The organism is Brevundimonas diminuta (assembly GCF_039673845.1).
Classification (GTDB): domain Bacteria; phylum Pseudomonadota; class Alphaproteobacteria; order Caulobacterales; family Caulobacteraceae; genus Brevundimonas; species Brevundimonas diminuta_E.
This window is the reverse complement of record NZ_JBDJMK010000009.1, coordinates 167975-186946: the sequence shown is the minus strand read 5'-3', so window position 1 is coordinate 186946 and position 18972 is coordinate 167975. Positions and strand designations below refer to the sequence as shown.

16 protein-coding genes are annotated in these 18972 nt (G+C 67.2%); 5 read left to right on the top strand and 11 right to left on the bottom strand.

Annotation, left to right across the window (positions count from 1 at the left end):
• The first annotated feature begins 26 nt into the window (after positions 1-26).
• The 3 genes from putA (at position 27) to ABE454_RS11805 (ending at position 5662) form a co-directional block, all read left to right on the top strand.
• Positions 27-3137 carry a bifunctional proline dehydrogenase/L-glutamate gamma-semialdehyde dehydrogenase PutA gene (putA, locus tag ABE454_RS11815; RefSeq protein ID WP_346531896.1) on the top strand — a complete coding sequence of 1037 codons (3111 nt, stop codon included), beginning with the start codon at positions 27-29 and terminating at the stop codon, positions 3135-3137.
• Between the two features lie 187 nt (positions 3138-3324).
• A complete protein-coding gene (locus ABE454_RS11810; protein WP_346531894.1) occupies positions 3325-4329 on the top strand; it encodes a class I SAM-dependent methyltransferase in 1005 nt (334 codons plus the stop codon).
• Positions 4330-4435: 106 nt separating this feature from the next.
• Positions 4436-5662 carry a hypothetical protein gene (locus ABE454_RS11805; RefSeq protein ID WP_346531893.1) on the top strand — a complete coding sequence of 409 codons (1227 nt, stop codon included), beginning with the start codon at positions 4436-4438 and terminating at the stop codon, positions 5660-5662.
• A 44-nt stretch (positions 5663-5706) separates the two neighbouring features.
• Here the strand turns inward: ABE454_RS11805 and ABE454_RS11800 are convergent, their stop codons facing one another.
• From ABE454_RS11800 to ABE454_RS11790, 3 genes are all read right to left on the bottom strand, one after another.
• A complete protein-coding gene (locus ABE454_RS11800; protein WP_346531891.1) occupies positions 5707-6630 on the bottom strand; it encodes a hydroxymethylglutaryl-CoA lyase in 924 nt (307 codons plus the stop codon).
• Complete coding sequence (locus ABE454_RS11795; protein ID WP_346531890.1) at positions 6627-8318, bottom strand: ArnT family glycosyltransferase; 1692 nt, start codon at positions 8316-8318, stop codon at positions 6627-6629. Before ABE454_RS11795 ends, ABE454_RS11800 begins: the two co-directional genes overlap by 4 nt.
• Before the next feature lie 74 nt (positions 8319-8392).
• Positions 8393-8809: a DUF2867 domain-containing protein gene (locus tag ABE454_RS11790; protein WP_346531888.1), complete on the bottom strand. Its 417-nt coding sequence runs from the start codon at positions 8807-8809 to the stop codon at positions 8393-8395.
• A 113-nt stretch (positions 8810-8922) separates the two neighbouring features.
• Here ABE454_RS11790 and ABE454_RS11785 point away from each other — a divergent pair, with 113 nt between their 5' ends.
• The gene (locus ABE454_RS11785) at positions 8923-9660 is read left to right on the top strand and encodes a glycosyltransferase family 2 protein (RefSeq protein ID WP_346531886.1); all 738 of its coding nucleotides are present in this window, start codon (positions 8923-8925) and stop codon (positions 9658-9660) included.
• Between the two features lie 269 nt (positions 9661-9929).
• On the opposite strand, the gene ABE454_RS11780 is transcribed toward ABE454_RS11785, so the two are convergent.
• From ABE454_RS11780 to trhA, 3 genes are all read right to left on the bottom strand, one after another.
• Positions 9930-10295 (bottom strand): hypothetical protein, encoded by a 366-nt coding sequence (locus ABE454_RS11780; RefSeq protein WP_346531884.1) that lies wholly within the window; start codon positions 10293-10295, stop codon positions 9930-9932.
• A 7-nt stretch (positions 10296-10302) separates the two neighbouring features.
• Positions 10303-10887 carry a polyhydroxyalkanoate synthesis repressor PhaR gene (gene phaR / locus ABE454_RS11775; protein WP_346531939.1) on the bottom strand — a complete coding sequence of 195 codons (585 nt, stop codon included), beginning with the start codon at positions 10885-10887 and terminating at the stop codon, positions 10303-10305.
• Between the two features lie 136 nt (positions 10888-11023).
• Positions 11024-11719 (bottom strand): PAQR family membrane homeostasis protein TrhA, encoded by a 696-nt coding sequence (gene trhA / locus ABE454_RS11770; protein WP_346531883.1) that lies wholly within the window; start codon positions 11717-11719, stop codon positions 11024-11026.
• A gap of 175 nt (positions 11720-11894) precedes the next feature.
• On the opposite strand from trhA, the gene ABE454_RS11765 reads away from it, so the two are divergent.
• Complete coding sequence (locus ABE454_RS11765) at positions 11895-13067, top strand: acetyl-CoA C-acetyltransferase (protein ID WP_346531882.1); 1173 nt, start codon at positions 11895-11897, stop codon at positions 13065-13067.
• Between the two features lie 217 nt (positions 13068-13284).
• Here ABE454_RS11765 and ABE454_RS11760 read toward each other — a convergent pair whose 3' ends face one another.
• From ABE454_RS11760 to ABE454_RS11740, 5 genes are all read right to left on the bottom strand, one after another.
• A complete protein-coding gene (locus tag ABE454_RS11760; RefSeq protein ID WP_346531880.1) occupies positions 13285-15354 on the bottom strand; it encodes a S8 family peptidase in 2070 nt (689 codons plus the stop codon).
• Between the two features lie 302 nt (positions 15355-15656).
• On the bottom strand, positions 15657-16529 hold the full coding sequence (gene dapD, locus ABE454_RS11755; protein WP_346531878.1) for a 2,3,4,5-tetrahydropyridine-2,6-dicarboxylate N-succinyltransferase: 873 nt from the start codon (positions 16527-16529) through the stop codon (positions 15657-15659).
• Complete coding sequence (locus ABE454_RS11750) at positions 16526-17239, bottom strand: pyrimidine 5'-nucleotidase (RefSeq protein ID WP_346531876.1); 714 nt, start codon at positions 17237-17239, stop codon at positions 16526-16528. The genes dapD and ABE454_RS11750 overlap by 4 nt, the downstream gene beginning before the upstream one ends.
• A complete protein-coding gene (gene argB / locus ABE454_RS11745) occupies positions 17236-18165 on the bottom strand; it encodes an acetylglutamate kinase (protein WP_346531874.1) in 930 nt (309 codons plus the stop codon). The genes ABE454_RS11750 and argB overlap by 4 nt, the downstream gene beginning before the upstream one ends.
• Positions 18166-18223: 58 nt before the next feature.
• Positions 18224-18943 (bottom strand): sulfotransferase family protein, encoded by a 720-nt coding sequence (locus ABE454_RS11740; protein ID WP_346531872.1) that lies wholly within the window; start codon positions 18941-18943, stop codon positions 18224-18226.
• Positions 18944-18972: the final 29 nt, after the last annotated feature.

Sequence of the window (18972 nt, the reverse complement as noted above, 5' to 3'; positions counted from 1 at the left end):
ATGCAGAAATTCACAGGATGGATTTCATGACGCCGACCGATCTTCGCCATTGGGATGAGCTGGACCGGAACAAGTACCGGGACGAACGTGAGGTGGTGGCCGAACTGCTGGCCTCCGAACCCTTGACGCCTGACGGTCGGGCCGCGGTCCTGAACGACGCCATCGGCCTGGTCGAAAGCGCGCGCAAGAGCCAGAAGCGTCAGGGCGTGGTCGAGAGCTTCCTGCAGGAGTTCAGCCTGGGCACCCGTGAGGGTCTGGCGCTGATGTGCCTGGCCGAGGCCCTGCTGCGCACGCCCGACGCCGACACCCGCGACCGTCTGATCGCCGAAAAGATCGGTTCCGCCGACTGGGCCAGCCACATGGGCCAGTCCGATAGCCTGTTCGTCAACGCCTCGACCTGGGGCCTGATGCTGACCGGCAAGCTGGTCGACGTCGACGATGAGGCGCGCAGCGACCTGCCGAACTTCCTCAAGCGTCTGGTCGGGCGTCTGGGCGAACCGGTGATCCGTCAGGCCGTCGCCACCGCCGTCAAGATCATGGGCGAGCAGTTCGTCGTCGGCCGCACCATCGATGCGGCGTTGAAACGCTCGGACCGTGAAAACTGGCTGTGCAGCTTCGACATGCTGGGCGAGGGCGCCCGCACCGCCGCTGACGCGGAACGCTATGAAAAAATCTACGCCGACGCCATCGAGGCCGTGGGCAAGACCGCCAAGGGCGACGGACCGGAGCGCGGCCACGGCGTCTCGGTCAAGCTGTCGGCCCTGTCGCCGCGCTATCAGGCGGTGCAGGAAGACCGCGTGTGGGAAGAGCTGTATCCCCGCATCCTGCGTCTGGCGCTGATCGCCGCCAAATACGACATCAACTACACCATCGACGCCGAAGAGGCCGACCGTCTGGCCCTGTCGCTGAAGCTGCTGGAGCGGCTGGCGCGCGAACCGGCGCTGGGCGACTGGCAGGGTCTGGGCCTGGCCGTTCAGGCCTATCAGAAGCGCACGACCGAGACGGTGGCCAAGCTGGCCGAACTGGCCAAGTCGTCGGGCCGTCGCCTGATGGTGCGTCTGGTCAAGGGCGCCTATTGGGACACTGAGATCAAGCTGGCCCAGGTCAACGGCCGCACCGATTATCCGGTCTTCACGACCAAGCCCGCGACCGACCTGAACTATCTGGTCTGCGCCAAGGCGCTGATCGAGGCCTCGCCCTACATCTTCGCCCAGTTCGCGACCCACAACGCCCACACCCTGGCCGCCGTGCACCGCATGGCCGCCGATCGCGGCGTGACCATCGAGTTCCAGCGCCTGCACGGCATGGGCGAGGCCCTGTATGACGGCGCCAAGGTCGAGTGGGGCGACGTCGTCGTGCGCGCTTACGCCCCCGTCGGCGGCCACGAAGAACTGCTGCCCTATCTGGTGCGCCGCCTGCTGGAAAACGGCGCCAACTCCTCCTTCGTCCACGCCCTGCTGGACGAGCGCGTGCCTGCGGCCGACGTGGCCGCCGATCCCATCACCTCGGTCGAGGCCCAGCCTGACCGCCATCCGAAGATCCCTGTACCCATGAACATCTACGGTGACCGCCAGAACTCCCTCGGCCGCGACTATTCGCAGGCGACCGACCGCGACCGTCACGCGGCCGCCCTGGAGCGCGTCGACAGCGAGAAGCTGACCGCCGGCCCGATCATCGGCGGCAAGCTGCGCGCCGGCGTCAACGCCCAGGACGTCACCAATCCCTACGACCGCACCCGCGTCCTGGGCCACGTCTCTGAAGCCTCGGTCGAGGACGTCGACGCCGCCGTCAACACCGCCGCCAACGCCCAGGTCGCCTGGGACCGTCTGGGCGGCGCGGGCCGCGCACCCGTCCTGCGCGCCATGGCCGACGCGCTGGAAGCTGATCTGGACCGTCTGGTCGCCCTGCTGTCGCGTGAAGCGGGCAAGACGCTGAATGACGGCGTGGCCGAGGTGCGCGAAGCCGCCGACTTCTGCCGCTACTACGCCCTGCTGGCCGAGCGCGACTTCGGCGGCCGCCAGACCCTGAAGGGCCCGACCGGCGAGACGAACGAACTGGTCCTGCACGGCCGCGGCGTCTTCGGCTGCATCAGCCCGTGGAACTTCCCGCTGGCCATCTTCACCGGCCAGATCGCCGCTGCGCTCGCCGCCGGCAACGCCGTGGTGGCCAAGCCCGCCGAGCAGACGCCGCTGATCGCCGCCGAGGCCGTGCGCCTCTACTACAAGGCCGGTCTGAACCCCGACCTGCTGGCCCTGGTCCCCGGTCGTGGCGAGACGGTTGGCGCGGCCCTGACCAACCATCCGGGCATTGACGGCGTGGCCTTCACTGGCGGCACCGACACCGCCTCGGCGATCAACCGCGGTCTGGCCGCGCGTCCGGGCGCCATCATCCCCTTCATCGCTGAAACGGGCGGCTTGAACGGCATGTTCGTCGACACCACGGCGCTGAAGGAACAGATCATCGACGACGTCATCCTGTCGGCCTTCGGCTCGGCCGGTCAGCGCTGCTCGGCCCTGCGCGTCCTCTATGCGCCCAAGGATTCAGCCGACGCCCTGATCGAGGGTCTGAAGGGCGCCCTGGCCGCCCAGGTTCTCGGCGACCCGACCGACGCCAGGACCGACATCGGCCCGGTGATCGACGCCGAAAGCCGCGCCAACCTGGAAGCCCACGTCGAACGCCTGTCCAAGGAAGCCAAGATCATCGCCCGCGCCGAACTGCCGGCGGGCGCCGACAAGGGCGACCTGTTCGCCCCGGTCATCGCCGAAATCCCGACCCCGGACTTCCTTGAGCGCGAAGTCTTCGGCCCGATCCTGCACGTCTACCGCTATGAGCCGAAGGACCTGGAAAAGGTCGCAGGCAAGCTGGCGGCGCGCGGCTTCGGCCTGACGCTGGGCGTCCACAGCCGCATCGACGCCTTCGCCAAGGAAGTGATGGAACTGGTCCCGGCTGGCAACGTCTACGTCAACCGCTCGATCATCGGCGCGGTGGTCGGCGTCCAGCCCTTCGGCGGCGAAGGCCTCAGCGGCACCGGCCCCAAGGCCGGCGGCCCCAACAGCCTGATCCGCTACGCCGCCGAAAAAGCCATCAGCATCAACATCGCGGCCCAGGGCGGCGACCCGGCGCTGTTGAATCTCTAGAGCTAGGCTTGCAGCGCGCTGTCGACAGCGCGCTGCAACGCTTCTGCTGCTTCGGCGTTTGATGCCGAATTCGGCCTTCTGAGTAGGGCTCGGCGGGTGTCGGATCGGTGCTTTCTTCTCTCTGCGTGTGCTGCTAGGCCCATTCATTCGTCCAGCGTTGGTATGATGCGGACAGAGGAAGGCCAGGATGTCTGAATTCATAAAGCGGGCGAGTCAGTTCTTCCGGCAGATCAACCGACTGCCAGGCCGGACGACGCAGCTTGAACGCAAGGTGGATCGCCTGCTGAAGTTGGTCACAGAGCAGAAGCGTGAAAACCTATTGCTGCTGGACGCTTTGTGTTTCCCGCCGAGAGAGCAATGGTTGGGACAGCCTCCGCTCATCAAGGGCGAACCGGGACAAAAAGTGTTTGAGGCTGCCGTCATGTGCCGCCAGGACAGCTTCCGTCAGCCTTATTTCTCGTACTGGACCGAACGTCTCGGCGAGTCCCTGCGCTATCATCGCAAGCTTTGGGAGTTCGTGTTTATCGCCCAGGCGCTGTGGGAGCGAGGAGTCGTCACGACCGGACACAGGGGGCTGGGTTTTGGCGTTGGTACTGAGCCGCTTTCGGCTTTCTTCGCTTCTCAGGGCGTGAAGGTCACGGCGACAGATTTGATGCTCGACGGCGCCATCAGCCTGGGATGGACTGAGACCAATCAGCATGCAGACGGCAAGGAAGCGCTACGCAAGCCCGCCATCTGTCCCGATGATCTGTTCGACAGCAATGTCGAGTTCCGAGCATGCGATATGAACGCAGTGCCAGACGATCTGACGGGATATGATTTCTGCTGGTCAGCCTGCGCTCTGGAGCACCTGGGTTCAATCGAGAAGGGGCTGGCCTTTATCGAGCGGTCCGTTCAGTGCCTGAAGCCGGGCGGTTGGGCGATCCATACGACCGAGTTCAATGTCCTGTCGAACCTTGAGACAGTGGATCACATGGAAACGGTGCTGTTTCGGCGTCGTGACCTGGAGGCCCTGGCTGAGCGCCTGAGAGCACAGGGGCATTTCGTAGCACCGATCGACTGGAACCCGGGGCTGGAACCCTTGGACCGTTATTACGATATCGCGCCCTACAAGGAGCAGCCTCATCTCAAGGTCGCTCTGAGCGGTTTCGCCGCCACTTCTATCGGGTTCATTGTCCAGCGAGGGCAATAGCGGAGTTCGTGGCTGCTGTCGGGATTTTATGAACGGCAATGTCGGCCTTTCTTGATTACAGTATGCTGCAATTTTGCGTTGTTCCGAAATCGGTCCAGGAGACCGGATGCTTGAACTGTTCCGAAGCGATAATGTTGTTGTCCGAAGCGTGCCGACATCGGATACACGTCGCTGGGTGGTGACTTTTGACAACTATGGCATCGGCCATGGTTTTGATCGCCCGGGCTTCGGAGAGGAATTCCTGCGCAACAGCGGCATCTCGGCCGTGCATGTGCTGGGGGTCGGGGATGACTGGTATCAGTATCCGGAAATGATCGCCGCCATGGCCGCTGTTCGGCAGGCTGTGTCCGGCGCTGAGCGCGTTATGACCTATGGTTCGAGCATGGGCGGGTATGCGGCTCTGCGTTTTGCCGACGCGGCAGGCGCCCATGCGGTTCTGGCGATCTCGCCGCAGTATTCTGTCGACCCGCTAAAGGTTCCGTTTGAAAAGCGCTGGCTACAGGATGGCAGGCGCATTCAATGGCTGCCGGAAATTGACGGCAAGTTGCATTGCCGCGCACGGCCCGTGGTGGTGTTTGATCCTGTGGTTGACGATGGTCGGCAGGTCGCGCTCATAAGGAATGATATCGATATCTCGCCGATACGGCTTCCTTATGTGTCTCATCCAGCGACGACCTTTTTGAGCGAGATCGGTATGCTCAAGCCGCTGGTGCTGCAGGCCTTGTCCGGCGAAATTGACGCGGCGAATTTCATTCGGCAAGCACGCCGGGACCGGCGTAAGAGCAGCGTTTACATTTCAAATCTTGCTCAGGCCCAGCCTACACACAGGCCCTCTTTGGCGCTTTCCCTTGGGCGTATGTCGGTGCGTATGGCCCCGAGCAACCCTTTGGCAGGCGTCGCACTGGCGAGAATATTGTCCAGTGTCGGCGAGCATGATCAGGCTGTCAGCGAGATGGAGCGCGTTGTCGAGCTGGCCAAGGCGGAGCCGATCTATCTTATTCACTACGTCAATGTCCTGAGAGCAGCCAAACGACCCGCCGACGCATTGCCGTTCGCCAGACAGGTCGTTGAGACCTGGCCTCAAATGGCGCACCTTCATGCATGGGAAGGCGCAGTTCTGTGGGAGAGCGGCGCGCATTCCGACGCCATCGCCGCTGTCGAACGGGCGATGGCAGGCGATCCTGGATGTCTGCGCTATCGACGGACGCTCAAGACGTATCGAAAGCAGATGACCGCAATCAGAGCTGGTGTGACCCGCCCGCTGGGTTGGGTGAAGCGCTGGTCAGACGGCTGGTTGGGGATGGTTTCTCATCCGGCATCCTGGTTCCGTTGAGAGTCTATATGTCTGTTCAGCGGGCTCGATGTTGTCTCTGACTGTCAGGCCGCCGGCTTCGGCCACCCGCCCGCCCGGCTCAGGGCGCTAGGATTCGGCTTGCCGATCTTGCCGCCGATCCAGCGGGCCGTGTCGATCAACCTGTCCAGGTCATAGCCGGTCGTGAAGCCCGCGCGCTCCAGCATATAGACCAGATCCTCGGTCGCGATGTTGCCGGTGGCGCCGGGCGCGAACGGGCAGCCGCCGATGCCGCCGACTGAGGCGTCCAGGATGTCGACGCCTGCCTCGACGCCGGCATAGGCGTTGGCCAGGCCAGTGTTGCGGGTGTCGTGGAAGTGCAGGCGCAGGGTGGCGTCGGGGGCGGCCTTGCGGGCGGCCTCGACCTTTTTCGTCACGCTCCACGGATCGCCGACGCCGATGGTGTCGGCCAGGGCGATTTCGTCGACGCCCAGGGCGGCGATGCGGGCGACCAGATCGCTGACCTGTTCAACCGAGACCTCGCCGTCGAAGGGGCAACCCCAGACGCAGGACAGGGTGGCCGACAGTTTCGGCGTGGCGCCCGGCGCGCCTTCTGCATTGGCGCGGCCCGCCACGATGTCGGACAGCATCTGCACCTGTTGCTCGACGCTGAGGCCCTGGTTCTTCAGGCCGAAGCCGTCGGTGGCGGACATGGCGACGTTGACCTCGTCCACCGCCGTGCCCAGCGCACGGTCATAGCCCTTGCCGTTCAGAACAAGGCCGATGCGGCTGCGGCCCTCGGCGCGGGGCAGGGCGGCCATGACCTCTTCAGCGCCCGCCATCTGGGGCACGTATTTGGGGTGGACGAAGCTGACCGCTTCGATGCGTTTGGCTCCGGCGTCTTCCAGCCGCTGGACGAACTCGGCGCGGACGGCGGGCTCCAGCACCGTCTTTTCGTTCTGAAGGCCGTCGCGAGGACCGACTTCGACAATCTGGATGAAGCGGCTCATCGGCGCGTGTTCCCCTGGTTCATGCTTCTCTCGCCAGCACCCGCAGGGGCATAGACGGTCAGGCGGACGTCGTCGCCTGAAGAATAGTTGTGGCCGGTGACGACGCCCACCGCACGTCCGGCGGCGCCCAGATCGGCCAGGGCGCTGCGGAAGGCTTCGTCGTCATGGCGTTCGACGATGGCCGGGCGTCCCTGTGACAGGGCGCGCGCGGCGCCGGCGCCGTCGGTCAGCTGGGTGTCCTTGCCGGTCAGGAAGACGAAGCTGGGCTCGTGGAAGCCGGTGATGGCGACTGGCCCCGGATAGCGGCCCTGGGCGGGGTTCAGCCCGGCCGATTCCAGCGTCTGGACCAGCCGCGGCGCGATCGATAGCGGGCGCAGCTGGCGGATGGTCCCGGCCAGTCCGGCGTGGGCCAGTATGCCGAAGACGATGGCGATCAGCACCCCGGTGATGGCCGCGCGGTTGACCAGCAGGAAGCCGCCCACGGCGGCGGCCATGACGGCGAAGACGATGGTGACGGTGGCCCAGGTCTGGGCGGTCGAGCGGCCGAACTCGGTCAGGCCGTAGACGGTGATCAGACAGATCAGCACCGCAGCGAACAGGCCCAGCAGGGCGCCGGTCACGCGCGAGATCTTGCCGATCGGCTGGGTCAGGGCGGCGGCGGCCAGCAGGGCGATCGCCCCGAACGTCGGCAGGGTGTAGTGCCACAGCTTGGTTGGGGCCAGTTCGAACATCAGCCACGCCGGGACCAGCCAGCAGACGGCGAAACGCACCGCCGGTTCCGCCCGGCGGCGCCATCCGGTCGACAGGGCGGCGGGCAGCATCAGGGTGACGGGGAACAGTAGCAGCGGCGACAGCAGCACATACATGCCGGGGAAGCCGCCGTGGCTTTCGTGGGCGCCCGCGATCTTGGGCGCCAGATCGCCGCCGATGGCTTCACGCCAGAAGCCGCCGTCGGTGGCGATGGTGATGGCGATGGCCCACGGCCCGACCAGCAGGACCACCAGCGGCAGCCCCCAGCCCCAGCCCAGCTGACCCAGCCACTTGATGTTCCGGTCCCACAGCGACAGGGCGATGATGGTCAGCGCCACGACCAGCAGGCCGATCGGCCCCTTGATCAGGATGGACAGGCCGATGCCCGTCCAGAACAGCAGCTTGTGCAGCCGGTCCGCCTTCTCGCCCGCCCGCGTGGACATATAGATGCGCGCCAGCGCCGCCAGCGACAGCGTGGTCAGCCCCGCCAGCATGGCGTCGGTCTTGGCGATGCCCGCCTCGGTCGACAACAGGAAGGTGGCGCCCAGCATGACGCCCGCCAGAAAGCCCGCCCTCTGTCCGAACAGGGCGGCGCCCGCCCAGGCCACGGCCCAGGCCGCCAGCATGGCGCCCAGCAGCGACGGCAGGCGATAGGGCTGGATGTTGCGGTCCTCGACGTCCGAGGTCGCGGCCACGGCGGCGGCCTGCATCCAGTAGATGCCGATGGGCTTCTTCCAGCGCGGCTCGTCCTGGAAGCGGATGTCGACATAGTCGCCGCCCTCCAGCATCTGTGCGGTCGCCTGGGCGAAACGGCTCTCGTCCCGGTCCAGCGGCGGCAGCAGCAGCAGGCCGGGCAGGCCCGCGATCAGGGCCAGCAGGGCCGCGAGGACGGGGCCGCGCCAGCCGGCGATGTAGCGATCCAGGTTCGGGCGGTTCATGCTGCAGTCGTATCACGCCGGGTGCGGCGCCCGGAAGCTTCAGCTTGAAAGGGCGCCCAGCATTCGGGTCACGATCAGCCTGTGAAAGGGCGTGATGACGGCGATGTAGGCCCGCCGGACAGGTTGTGCCGGTCGACCAGGGTGGCGATGCTGACGCTCTGGTCCGCGCCGCCGGGCGAGGGTTCGACGCGGATCACCACGCGGAAGTCCAGATGGCGGTCGTCAAAGCCGACGATGATCTCATCGCCCTGTTCGGCCACGACCGGAAAGCCGCTGATCGGCGCCGTCTTCAGCCCGGCCATGCGGCCCAGACGATTGCGCAGGGCCATCAGCCGCCCGATCCAGTCAGGGGCGCGGGCCGTCATCCGCTCCAGCGCCTGACGCGCGGTCAGGGGGCCGGTTACGCCTTCGACGCCGAAACGGTCGCCCCAGTCGGCCCGGGGCAGGGCGGGGTGGGGCAGGTCAAACGGCAGTTCGCGGACGGCGGCCATCGGGGGCTTCCTTGCTTTGGCCGGACTGTCCGCCCGGCGCCGCCCTGACGCCATGAGGCGCAACGCCGCGCGTCGCCGTTTCGCCGGGGCGCGCCCTGCGCTAAAGAGCGTCGATGACCGACCGCTCAGCTTCTTCGCCCGATATCTCCGTCGTCGTGCCCGTGCATGACGAATCCGGCGCCGCCGTGCCCCTGGCGCGCGAAATCGCCGAGGCCTTCGCCGGGCGGTCCTATGAGATGATCTTCGTCAACGACGCCAGCCGGGACACGACCCTGGTCGAGCTTCAGGCGGCGATGGCTGAACTGCCGACCCTGCGGGTGCTGTCGCACGGGACTAATGCGGGGCAGAGCCGGGCGGTGCGCACCGGCGTCCTGGCCGCGCGCGGGCCGATCGTGGTGACGCTGGACGGCGACGGCCAGAACCCGCCCGCCGATGCGCCGCGTCTGGTCGACGCCCTGCTGGCCGCTCCGCCCAGCGTCGCCCTGATCGGCGGCGTGCGGGCCAAGCGTCAGGACACCAACGCCAAGCGGCAGGCGTCGCTGTGGGCCAACCGCATCCGCAAGAAGCTGCTGGGCGACGACGCCGACGATACGGGCTGCGGGCTGAAGGCATTCCGCCGCGACGTCTTTCTGCGGCTGCCCTACTTCGATCACATCCACCGCTACCTGCCCGCCCTGATGATCCGCGAGGGGTATGAGAACCGCTACCTCGACGTCGATCACCGCCACCGCGAGACGGGCCGGTCGAAATACACCAACTGGGGACGGTTGCGGGCGTCCTTCTCGGACCTGCTGGGCGTGATGTGGCTGAAGTCCCGCTCGCGGCGTCCGGGCGCGGTGACGGAGTTCTGAGGTTTAAAATTCCGCTCATCCCGGCGGACGCCGGGACCCAGTGCTTTGGCTACACCGCTGACATCTGCCGCCGAGTTTGGGGCTCCTCTTGGATCCCGGCCTCCGCCGGGATGAGCGGGGGTATGGCCGGTAGACCCTAGCTGAACGCCAGAAAAATCACCGCCACCACGGTCACGTCGAGCAGGCGGGCGGCAAGGCTGAAAACGGCGGGCATGGCGCAATCCGAAGACGGTTGAGCCCTGGCCTACGCAAGTCAGGCGCCAGTCGCGTCAGATCTCGGTCTTGCGTGAGCGCCCCGGCGACGGGCGCCGGTCGTGCCGCCCTGAATATTCCCGGCCCAGATAGGTGGTGCGCGCCGCGTCCAGCACCGGAACGCCGCCCTTCAGTCCGCGCTTCTGCCCGGACTGCCCCAGCACCTGCGCGGCGAAGGCGGCGGGCGGCGGGGGCGGAACGACGGCAGGCTTTGCCGGGGAGGCGGCAGGATCGGCCGCCTCCTGCGCCGCTTCATCCTCGGTCGCGACCATGGCGCGCGCGCGGCGGCGTTCGCGACGGCGGCGGTCGCCCTCGCGGCGGTCGTCCACGACCGGGTCGTTCAGCGGACCCGAGGCCCCGATGGGACGGATCTCGTCCGCCACGGCGGCCTCAGCCCTTGGACTGGGCGAGGCGGTCGATCTGGGCCCGCATCTCGTCCATCTGGCGGCGCATCTCGTCCAGCGCCGCGCCTTCCTTTGCCGGTTCAGCCTTGGCCTCGGCCGCCGCAGGTGCCGCGTCTGCATCGCCTTCGGGTCGGGCGTGGGCGAAGCCGGGGAACATCCGCATGGCGCGCTCGAACATGGCCATGTTCTGGCGCACCGCCTCTTCCATCAGATTGCCGCCGGGCGCGGCGGCGAAGGCGCGGGTGAAATGGCCGCGCAGCTGTTCCTGCTGGCGGGTGAAGTTGTCCAGCGACATTTCCAGATAGGACGGCAGCACCCCTTGCATGGAGTTGCCGTAAAAGCCGATCAGCTGACGCAGGAACTGCACCGGCAACAGGGCTTCGCCCCGGCTTTCTTCCTCGAAGATGATCTGGGTCAGGATCTGGCGCGTCAGATCGTCATTGGTCTTGGCGTCATAGACGACGAATTCCACGCCCTCGCGCACCATGCGGGCCAGATCGTCCAGCGTCACATAGGCGCTGGTGGCGGTGTTGTAGAGCCGCCGGTTCGCATACTTCTTGATGACGACCATGCCGTCACGGGTTTTTCCGCCCTCGGATTTCTTGTCGGTCACGCTTATTCTCGCGATGTTGCAACGCCCAAGCATCACGCATTGCGCGCGCGAAGGCGAGTCCCGTCTTTGACGCGGGCCTTCCGGTTGTGGGCGATCAGGCGTTGACCAGCACCACCCCGATCAGGATGGCGGCCCAGTGGACGCCCGCGCCGGTGACGACGAAGCCGTGCCAGATGGCGCGGCGGAACTTCACCTTCTGGCTGATGAAGACGAAGACGCCCGCCGTATAGATCAGCCCGCCCGCGACCAGCAGGCCCAGCGCCAGCGGATGCACCGTCTCGATCATCGGCTTCAGCGCGAACACCGCCACCCAGCCGAACAGGACGTAGATCACGCTCCAGAAGGCGTCGGACAGGCGCGGCGCCAGCATCTTCACGCCCGCGCCGACAATGGCCATCGTCCACACCGCCAGGGTGAAGCCCACGGACCATGCGCCCTCGAACCTGACGGCGGTGAAGGGGGTGTAGCTGCCCGCGATCATCAGGAAGATGGCCGCCTCGTCCAGCCGCCGCAGAACCGGCCGCGCCGCGCACGGATGGGTTAGATTATAGACCGTCGAAGCCGTCAGCATGGCCACCAGACACAGGGCGTAGATCGCCGTCGAAACCGCCGCGCCGACGCCCGCATAGACGCTGGCCAGCACCGCCAGCGCCACGCCGCCCGCCGCCGCCAGGGCCAGACCCACGACATGCACCCACAGATCGGCCAGCCGCTCGGCCCGCGTCTGATAGTGTTCGATCATGTCCAGATCATCCGGGGTGCAGATCCGGCGGGCGATGAGTTTCAGCACGATCACGTCTCCTTCCCCTTTTGAAAGCGTGGCCGCGCGCATCGTTCCCCCGCCGTCGTTCCCGTCATGCTGCGGCGCGGCGATGACGTTTTGCTGATTGCTGCAACGCAACAGGTGACGTGCGCCTGCGAATGCGGCACAAACGCCGCAAAGATTTCTCCAGGGAGTGAATAAAATGACCGATGTCGTCATCGTCTCCGCCGCCCGCACGCCGGTCGGCTCTTTCCTCGGCGCCCTGTCGACCCTTCCGGCGTCCAAGCTGGGCGAGGTCGCCATCAAGGCGGCGCTGGAACGCGCAGGCGTGGCGCCTGCCGATGTGGACGAGGTGATCCTGGGCCAGGTGCTGCAGGCGGGCGCAGGGCAGGGCCCGGCGCGTCAGGCCGCCATCGGCGCCGGTCTGGCCAATGAAACCCCGGCCTGGAGCATCAACCAGCTGTGCGGCTCGGGCCTGCGCGCTGTCGCTCTGGCCTATCAGCAGATCGTGCAGGGCGACGCCAGGATCGTCGTCGCCGGCGGTCAGGAAAGCATGAGCCAGTCGCCGCACACGGCCCAGCTTCGCAACGGTCAGAAGATGGGCGAACTGGGCCTCAAGGACAGCATGCTGCAGGACGGCCTGATCGACGCCTTCCACGGCTATCACATGGGCCAGACGGCCGAGAATATCGCGAACAAATGGTCGATCGACCGCGCGTCTCAGGACGCCTTCGCCGTCGCCTCCCAGAACAAGGCCGAGGCCGCGCAGAAGGCTGGCAAGTTCGCCGACGAAATCGTCCCCGTCACCATCTCGACGCGCAAGGGCGACGTGGTCGTGGATCAGGACGAATACATCCGCCACGGCGCCACGCTCGAGGCGATGGAGAAGCTGAAGCCCGCCTTCGTCAAGGACGGCACGGTGACGGCGGCCAACGCCTCGGGCATCAACGACGGCGCTGCTGCGCTGGTGCTGATGAGCGCCGATGAAGCCAGGGCGCGCGGGCTTGAGCCGCTGGCCCGCATCGCCTCCTGGGCCACGGCGGGCGTGGACCCGGCGATCATGGGCACTGGCCCGATCCCGGCCTCGAAGAAGGCGCTGGAGAAGGCGGGCTGGACCGTCGCCGACCTGGACCTGATCGAGTCCAACGAAGCCTTCGCCGCCCAGTCGCTGTGCGTGGTCAAGGAACTGGGCCTCGACCCGGCCAAGGTCAACGTCAACGGCGGCGCCATCGCCATCGGCCACCCGGTCGGCGCTTCGGGCGCGCGGATCCTGACCACCCTGCTGCACGAGATGAAGCGCTCGGGCGCCAAAAAGGGTCTGGCGACCCTGTGCATCGGCGGCGGCATGGGCGTGGCGATGTGCGTCGAGCGCTAAGCGCGACATTAGAGGCTGAAACGACAAAGGCCGGCGAGCGATCGCCGGCCTTTTTTCTTGCGCCCTTAATTTCCGCTCCTCCCGGCGGACGCCGGGACCCAGTGCTTTGGCCTCAGGCGCTGCGGCCTGGGCTTGGCTGCTTTAAGAACCGTGAAGACGGGCGCGCGTCGCTCTTACTGGATCCCGGCGTCCGCCGGGAGGAGCGGCAGGTGGGTGTTCAAAACCCCCGCCGCCAGCTGCCCAGCAGGGCGTAGCCGGTCGGGGCGCCCGCGCGGTGCTGTTCCTCGCGGCTGGCCACGGCCTCCAGCTGCAGCCACGATCCGCCGGGCAGGGCGTGCAGGCTGCGCACGCTGACGTCGATCTGCCGCCCTGACGGCGCGGCTGAGAAGCGCCGCTCCGAGAAGGTCACCGGATCGAAATAGTCCAGCGGCACATCGGCCAGATAGGCGCTGAACGACCCGCCCTCGATCCGCAGCGGCTGGGAAACCTCCCACGTCAGGCTGCGGCAGCCCAGCGCCTTGGCGAAGGACCACGCCGGGCAGGCCGACTGTAACGACGCCCGCCAGGTCGAGCTGATCGCAGGGGCCGACAGGTGCAGGAAACGTCCTTCCAGTTCGGTGCGGCCGAAACCCGCCTCGCCCGACAGGGTGAAGCCCCGCCCCAGATCCACATCCGCCCCGACCGCCGCAAAGCGCGTCCGCGACGGCAGGGCGAAATCCGATTGCGTCGGCAGATAGGCGCCCAGCGGCCCCATCCGCTCGTCCAGCGCCCCGAGACTGAACGATAGGCCGCCGCTCTCCGCACGCCAGTCCAACCCCGCGCGGGCATAGGTCGAGGCGTCGCGCTCGACCGGACGTAAGGGAGCGCGCCGGTCGCCCGACCCGCTCTCGGCGCTGAAGGTCAGGGCGCCGAACTGCATCGCCCCGCGCAGGGCGTGGTCGGCCTGGCTCAACGCCACGAAACCGTCTCCGGACCCGCTGTGGAACGGCGAGCGCGCCCCGCCCTGACCCTGCCACGCCGCGAAGGACAGCCGCCCCGCCTGAACGTCGAACAGGGCCTCGCTGCGCGGTTCATCGCCCAGCCACGGCGCGTCATAGGGGCTGTAACGGGCCACGACCGGCTCGGGCAGTTCGACCGGCACGGCGGCGGCCAGGGCCAGCCGCGCCCCGCCCGGCGCATCCAGCGACACCTGCGACTGGCGCATGGGCGTCGGCATGTCCGGCTGCCAGCTGCGGCGCGGCGCGGGGCCATAGGCGTCGGCCATGTCGATCTGGAACAGCCGCCGGTATTCGTCGTGCGCGATGGTGGTCAGCGCGCCGGTGCGGCTCACGGCGTCGCCGAACGGGCCGCCGACATGGGCGCCGGGCGCCACGGCGATGTTCACGGCCGCGCCTGCCGCCATTGGCGAGGTCGTGGCGCCCAGCGGCCGGAAGGCCTGCGCGATATCCAGCGCCCCGCGCCCGAAGATGATGTCGGTCCCCGCGTCGCCCAGGTCGGCCCCGGTCCGCAACAGGATGTCGACGGCCTCCCTGCCGGTCAGGTTGGGAAAGGCCTCCAGCAGCAGGGCCAGCGCCCCCGCCACCGCCGGTGCGGCGTAAGAGGTGCCGTCCCCGACCCAGCAGGAAGTTCCCTCGCAGTTGAACAGCACCTGCACGCCGGGCGCGGTCAGATAGGCGCCCTGCGACACCCCGGCCCTGTTGGAGAAGTCGCCCATGCGGCGCGCCTCGTCATGGGCGCCGACGACGATGATCGAACCGTTGAAGCGCGGATCGCTGGCATAGCGGCCGGGCCATTCGGGGTTGTCGCCCGCCTCATTGCCCGAGGCGATGGCGAACACCACGCCCGCATTGACGGCGCGTTGCAGGGCGGCCTCGAACTGGGACCCCAGCGGGCCTTCGCCGCCCAGCGACAGATTGATGATTCGGGCGCCGTTCTGGACGGCGTAGTCCAGCGATCGCGCCAGATCGCTGGATTTGAAACAGACCTTGTCCTCGGGCTTCTTGCAGTCGCTGACGTCCGCCCGGATCGACAGAATGGTCGCGTTGAAGGCCACGCCCACGGAGCCATAGTGGTTGAACGGCGCCGCGATCAGGCTGGCGACATTGGTTCCGTGGTTGCTCTCGCCCTTCAGCTCATTGCGGCCGGTGATGATGTCGGTGGACAGGGAAGAGACGTTCGCGCCCAGATCCTGATGGTCTGCTTTGACGCCGGTATCGACGACGCCGACCGTGACGCCGCGCCCCGTGGCGTCCTTCTGCCAGGCGGCCAGTGCGCCTGTATCGCCCACGCCCCAGTTCTGTCGGAACTCGCTCGACCCGGCGCTTGGAATAGGCGGCGGGGGCGGTGGTGGTGGAGGAGGGGGCGGAGGAGGCGGTGGAGGCGGTGGAGGCGGCGGCGGCGTCACGATCCCGCGCGCGCTTCCTCCGCCCCCGCCGCCGCAGGCCGCCAGCGGCAGGGCCAGCAGACACAGGGCGCCGATCGACACCGCCGCCTGACGCCACCGCCATCCCCTCATCGCCGCCTCCCGCGCTTCAGGATTGCATTAGGCCCCTGATGCAGGTGTTAGGCGAGCGAAAAAACGTCGTACGGTCAGTCGCGCAGCAGTTCGTTGACGCCGGTCTTGGCGCGGGTCTGGGCATCGACGCGCTTGACGATGACGGCGCAATACAGGCTGGGGCCGCCGTTCGGATCGGGCAGGGCGCCCGGCACCACGACCGAATAGGCCGGAACCTCGCCGCGGAAGATCTCGCCCGTGGCCCGGTCGACGATCTTGGTCGAGGCCGACAGATAGACGCCCATGGCCAGCACCGCGCCTTCGCGGACGATGACGCCCTCGGCCACCTCGGCGCGGGCGCCGATGAAGCAGCCGTCCTCGATGATGGTCGGGTTGGCCTGCAGCGGCTCCAGCACGCCGCCGATGCCTGCGCCGCCCGACAGGTGGACGTTCTTGCCGATCTGGGCGCACGAGCCGACCGTGGCCCAGGCGTCGACCATCGAGCCCTCATCGACGAAGGCGCCGATGTTCACGAAGGACGGCATCAGCACGACGTTCTTGCCGACATAGGCGCCGCGGCGGACGATGGCGCCGGGCACCGAGCGGAAGCCTGCGGCCTGGTAGTCGGCGGCGGTCCAGTCGCCGAACTTGTTGGGCACCTTGTCCCAGAAGGGGCCGACGCCCGCCGGTTGGTCGGCCGACAGCGGCGTGGCCGGGACGTGGCCGTCGGCGCGCATGATGATGTTGTCGTTCAGGCGGAAGGACAGCAGCACCGCCTTCTTCAGCCACTGGTGCGTCGTCCACACGCCGTCATCCCCGCGCGAGGCGACGCGCGCCTGTCCTGAGTCCAGCAGGGCCAGGGCGGTGTCGACGGCGTCGCGCACCTCGCCGCGCGTGGCGGACGAGACGTCGGCGCGGGCTTCCCAGGCGGCTTCGATCACGGATTCGAGGTGGGTCAGGTCGGTCATTGCGGGTCTCCGTCAAGTCTGGCGGCGGCCAGGAAGGGGGCCAGGGAGGCGGCCCGGTGTTGGATGTGATCGCCCTCGGCGATGAAGGCCTTGGGTCCGATCAGCACGGTGGTCATGCCCAGATCCCGCGCGGGCGCCAGATTCTTGGGCGTGTCCTCGAAGAAGCAGGCGGTGGCCGGATCGACGTCGAACCGCGCCAGCATCTTCGCAAAGGTGCGCGGGTCCGGCTTGGGGATCAGGTCGGCGTCCTCCAGTGCAAAGACGCCGTCGAACAGACCGGTCAGCTCCAGCCGCTGCATCACCCGTTCGGCATGGCCGGTCGAGCCGTTGGTGAAGACCAGACGCGGGCCTTTCAGCCGTTTCAGCGCCGCGTGCAGGTCGGCGTCGGGCGCCAGCACGTCCAGCGGCACGTCATGCACCTCGGCCAGAAAATGGTGCGGATCGATCTGATAATGCTCCATCAGACCGGCCAGAGAGGTGCCGTAGTCATGCAGGAAGGTCTTCTGCATCGACAGGGCTTCGTCGGACGGCAGGCCGGACGTGCGCACCACATACTGGTTGATGCGCTGCTCGACCAAACCCATGAAGCGGTTCTCGGCGGGGTAGAGGGTGTTGTCCAGATCGAACACCCAGGCGCGCACATGGCGCAGGTCCGCGCCGGGTTCAGCCAGGGCGCCGCCGGGCGCCGTCGCCGACGCCGGACCCGTCACTTCCTTTTGACCAGTGTGCCGGCGCCATGCTCGGTGAACAGCTCGACCAGCATGGCGTGCGGACGGCGCCCATCCAGGATGACCACGGCCTCGACCCCGGCGCGCACGGCGGCCATGGCCGTCTCCAGCTTGGGAATCATGCCGCCGGTGGCGACGCCTGTGTCGATCAGGCCTTGCGCCTCTTCCAGCGTCATCTGGCGGATGATCTCGCCGTCGGCGCCCTTGACCCCCGGCACGTCGGTCAGCAGCAGCATCCGCTTGGCGTGCAGGGCGCCCGCAACGGCCCCGGCCACGGTGTCGGCGTTGACGTTATAGGTCTGGCCGTCCTCGGCCACGCCGATGGGGGCGATGACCGGCACCCAGTCCTCGGTCTCGGAGGCGATCAGGCCCTTGATCAGCTTGGGATCGACCTTGGTTGGTTCGCCGACGAAGCCCAGATCGACCTCATGTTCGATCATGCTGTCGGGGTCGCGCTTGGTGCGGCGTGTCTTCTCGACCGTCAGCAGGCCTGCATCCTTGCCCGACAGGCCGACGCCGCGCACATCGGCTTCCTTGCCGGCGACGGTGATCCAGTGGGCGATCTCTTTGTTCACGGCGCCGGACAGGACCATTTCGGCCACCGTCATCGTGTCTCTGTCCGTCACGCGCAGACCGTCGACGAAGGCCGACTTCACGCCCGCCTTGTCCAGCATGGCGCTGATCTGCGGGCCGCCGCCGTGGACGACCACGGGGTTCACGCCCATCAGCTTCAGCAGCACCACGTCCGCGGCGAACTGCTTCGCCACGGCGCTCTCGCCCATGGCGTGGCCGCCGTATTTAATGACCACGGTCTCGCGGTCATAAACTTGGATATAGGGCAGGGCCTCGGCGAGCGTCTTCGCCGTCTCCCAGCCGCGTTCCTCGGATTGCCGGTCTGTCTCTATCATCGTGGCCGCTCGATAGCGGCGAAGAGTGCGTGAGTCACGATGAAAGGCGTATCGAGGTTCAGCGCGGCGCATCCTCAAACAGGGCGCACGCCTGGTTAAAGGCGGTGCGCAGATCATCCATCGTCTTGCGCAGGTCCGGATGGTCGCCGTGGCGAGACAACTGAATCAGGCCGTCATGAGCGCGGGCGACAGCCGCCGGAACGGGTGACGCGTCTGACTGGCGGTACAGATCGCTGGACAGGAAGGCGTCGATTTCGGTCGACGCCTGAGCATCGAGGTTGAGAGGGGTCGGGCACATCCGGCTGATTTCGGCGAAATCCCTCCGCCAGTCGCTCAGGAAGTCGGGCCACATGACGAAGCGTCGGGGCAGGCCGCGTGAGGCGCGCTCAGCGTCCAGAATATGACGCATCCACAGGCGCAGGGCATGGCTGCGTCCCATGGTGTTGCGCGACACCAGAGAGGCGGCGACTTCTGACGGCGCACGAAAAGGACTGATAACGACAGGCGCATATTCCGCCTCGATCAGGGCGCGGCGCCAGAATGGAAACAATCGGCAGATTCTCGGGTCTTTCAGCGCAATGACGGGAGCGTCGCCGAACTCCTGGTGCAACAGGTCCACAGCTGCAGCGCGCAGGCCCGTGTCTTCTTCAAGCGCACGGGTCGAAACGACGCGCCAATCGTGCCAGTTCGAGTTTTCTCGGGTCAGCATCCGGTCGTTGAAATCGGCGACGGCGCTGCTTTCCCAGAAACCACGCGGATTATCTTCAGCAGGCGGCATGAGATTCTGAGGCGCTGCGGCGCCGGCAA

Coding starts and splice junctions, on each gene's coding strand:
- putA (WP_346531896.1), top strand. CDS start 27: ATGACGCCGACCGATCTTCGCCATTGGGATGAGCTGGACCGGAACAAG.
- ABE454_RS11810 (WP_346531894.1), top strand. CDS start 3,325: ATGTCTGAATTCATAAAGCGGGCGAGTCAGTTCTTCCGGCAGATCAAC.
- ABE454_RS11805 (WP_346531893.1), top strand. CDS start 4,436: ATGCTTGAACTGTTCCGAAGCGATAATGTTGTTGTCCGAAGCGTGCCG.
- ABE454_RS11800 (WP_346531891.1), bottom strand. CDS start 6,630: ATGAGCCGCTTCATCCAGATTGTCGAAGTCGGTCCTCGCGACGGCCTT.
- ABE454_RS11795 (WP_346531890.1), bottom strand. CDS start 8,318: ATGAACCGCCCGAACCTGGATCGCTACATCGCCGGCTGGCGCGGCCCC.
- ABE454_RS11790 (WP_346531888.1), bottom strand. CDS start 8,809: ATGGCCGCCGTCCGCGAACTGCCGTTTGACCTGCCCCACCCCGCCCTG.
- ABE454_RS11785 (WP_346531886.1), top strand. CDS start 8,923: ATGACCGACCGCTCAGCTTCTTCGCCCGATATCTCCGTCGTCGTGCCC.
- phaR (WP_346531939.1), bottom strand. CDS start 10,887: ATGGTCGTCATCAAGAAGTATGCGAACCGGCGGCTCTACAACACCGCC.
- ABE454_RS11765 (WP_346531882.1), top strand. CDS start 11,895: ATGACCGATGTCGTCATCGTCTCCGCCGCCCGCACGCCGGTCGGCTCT.
- dapD (WP_346531878.1), bottom strand. CDS start 16,529: ATGACCGACCTGACCCACCTCGAATCCGTGATCGAAGCCGCCTGGGAA.
- argB (WP_346531874.1), bottom strand. CDS start 18,165: ATGATAGAGACAGACCGGCAATCCGAGGAACGCGGCTGGGAGACGGCG.
- ABE454_RS11740 (WP_346531872.1), bottom strand. CDS start 18,943: ATGCCGCCTGCTGAAGATAATCCGCGTGGTTTCTGGGAAAGCAGCGCC.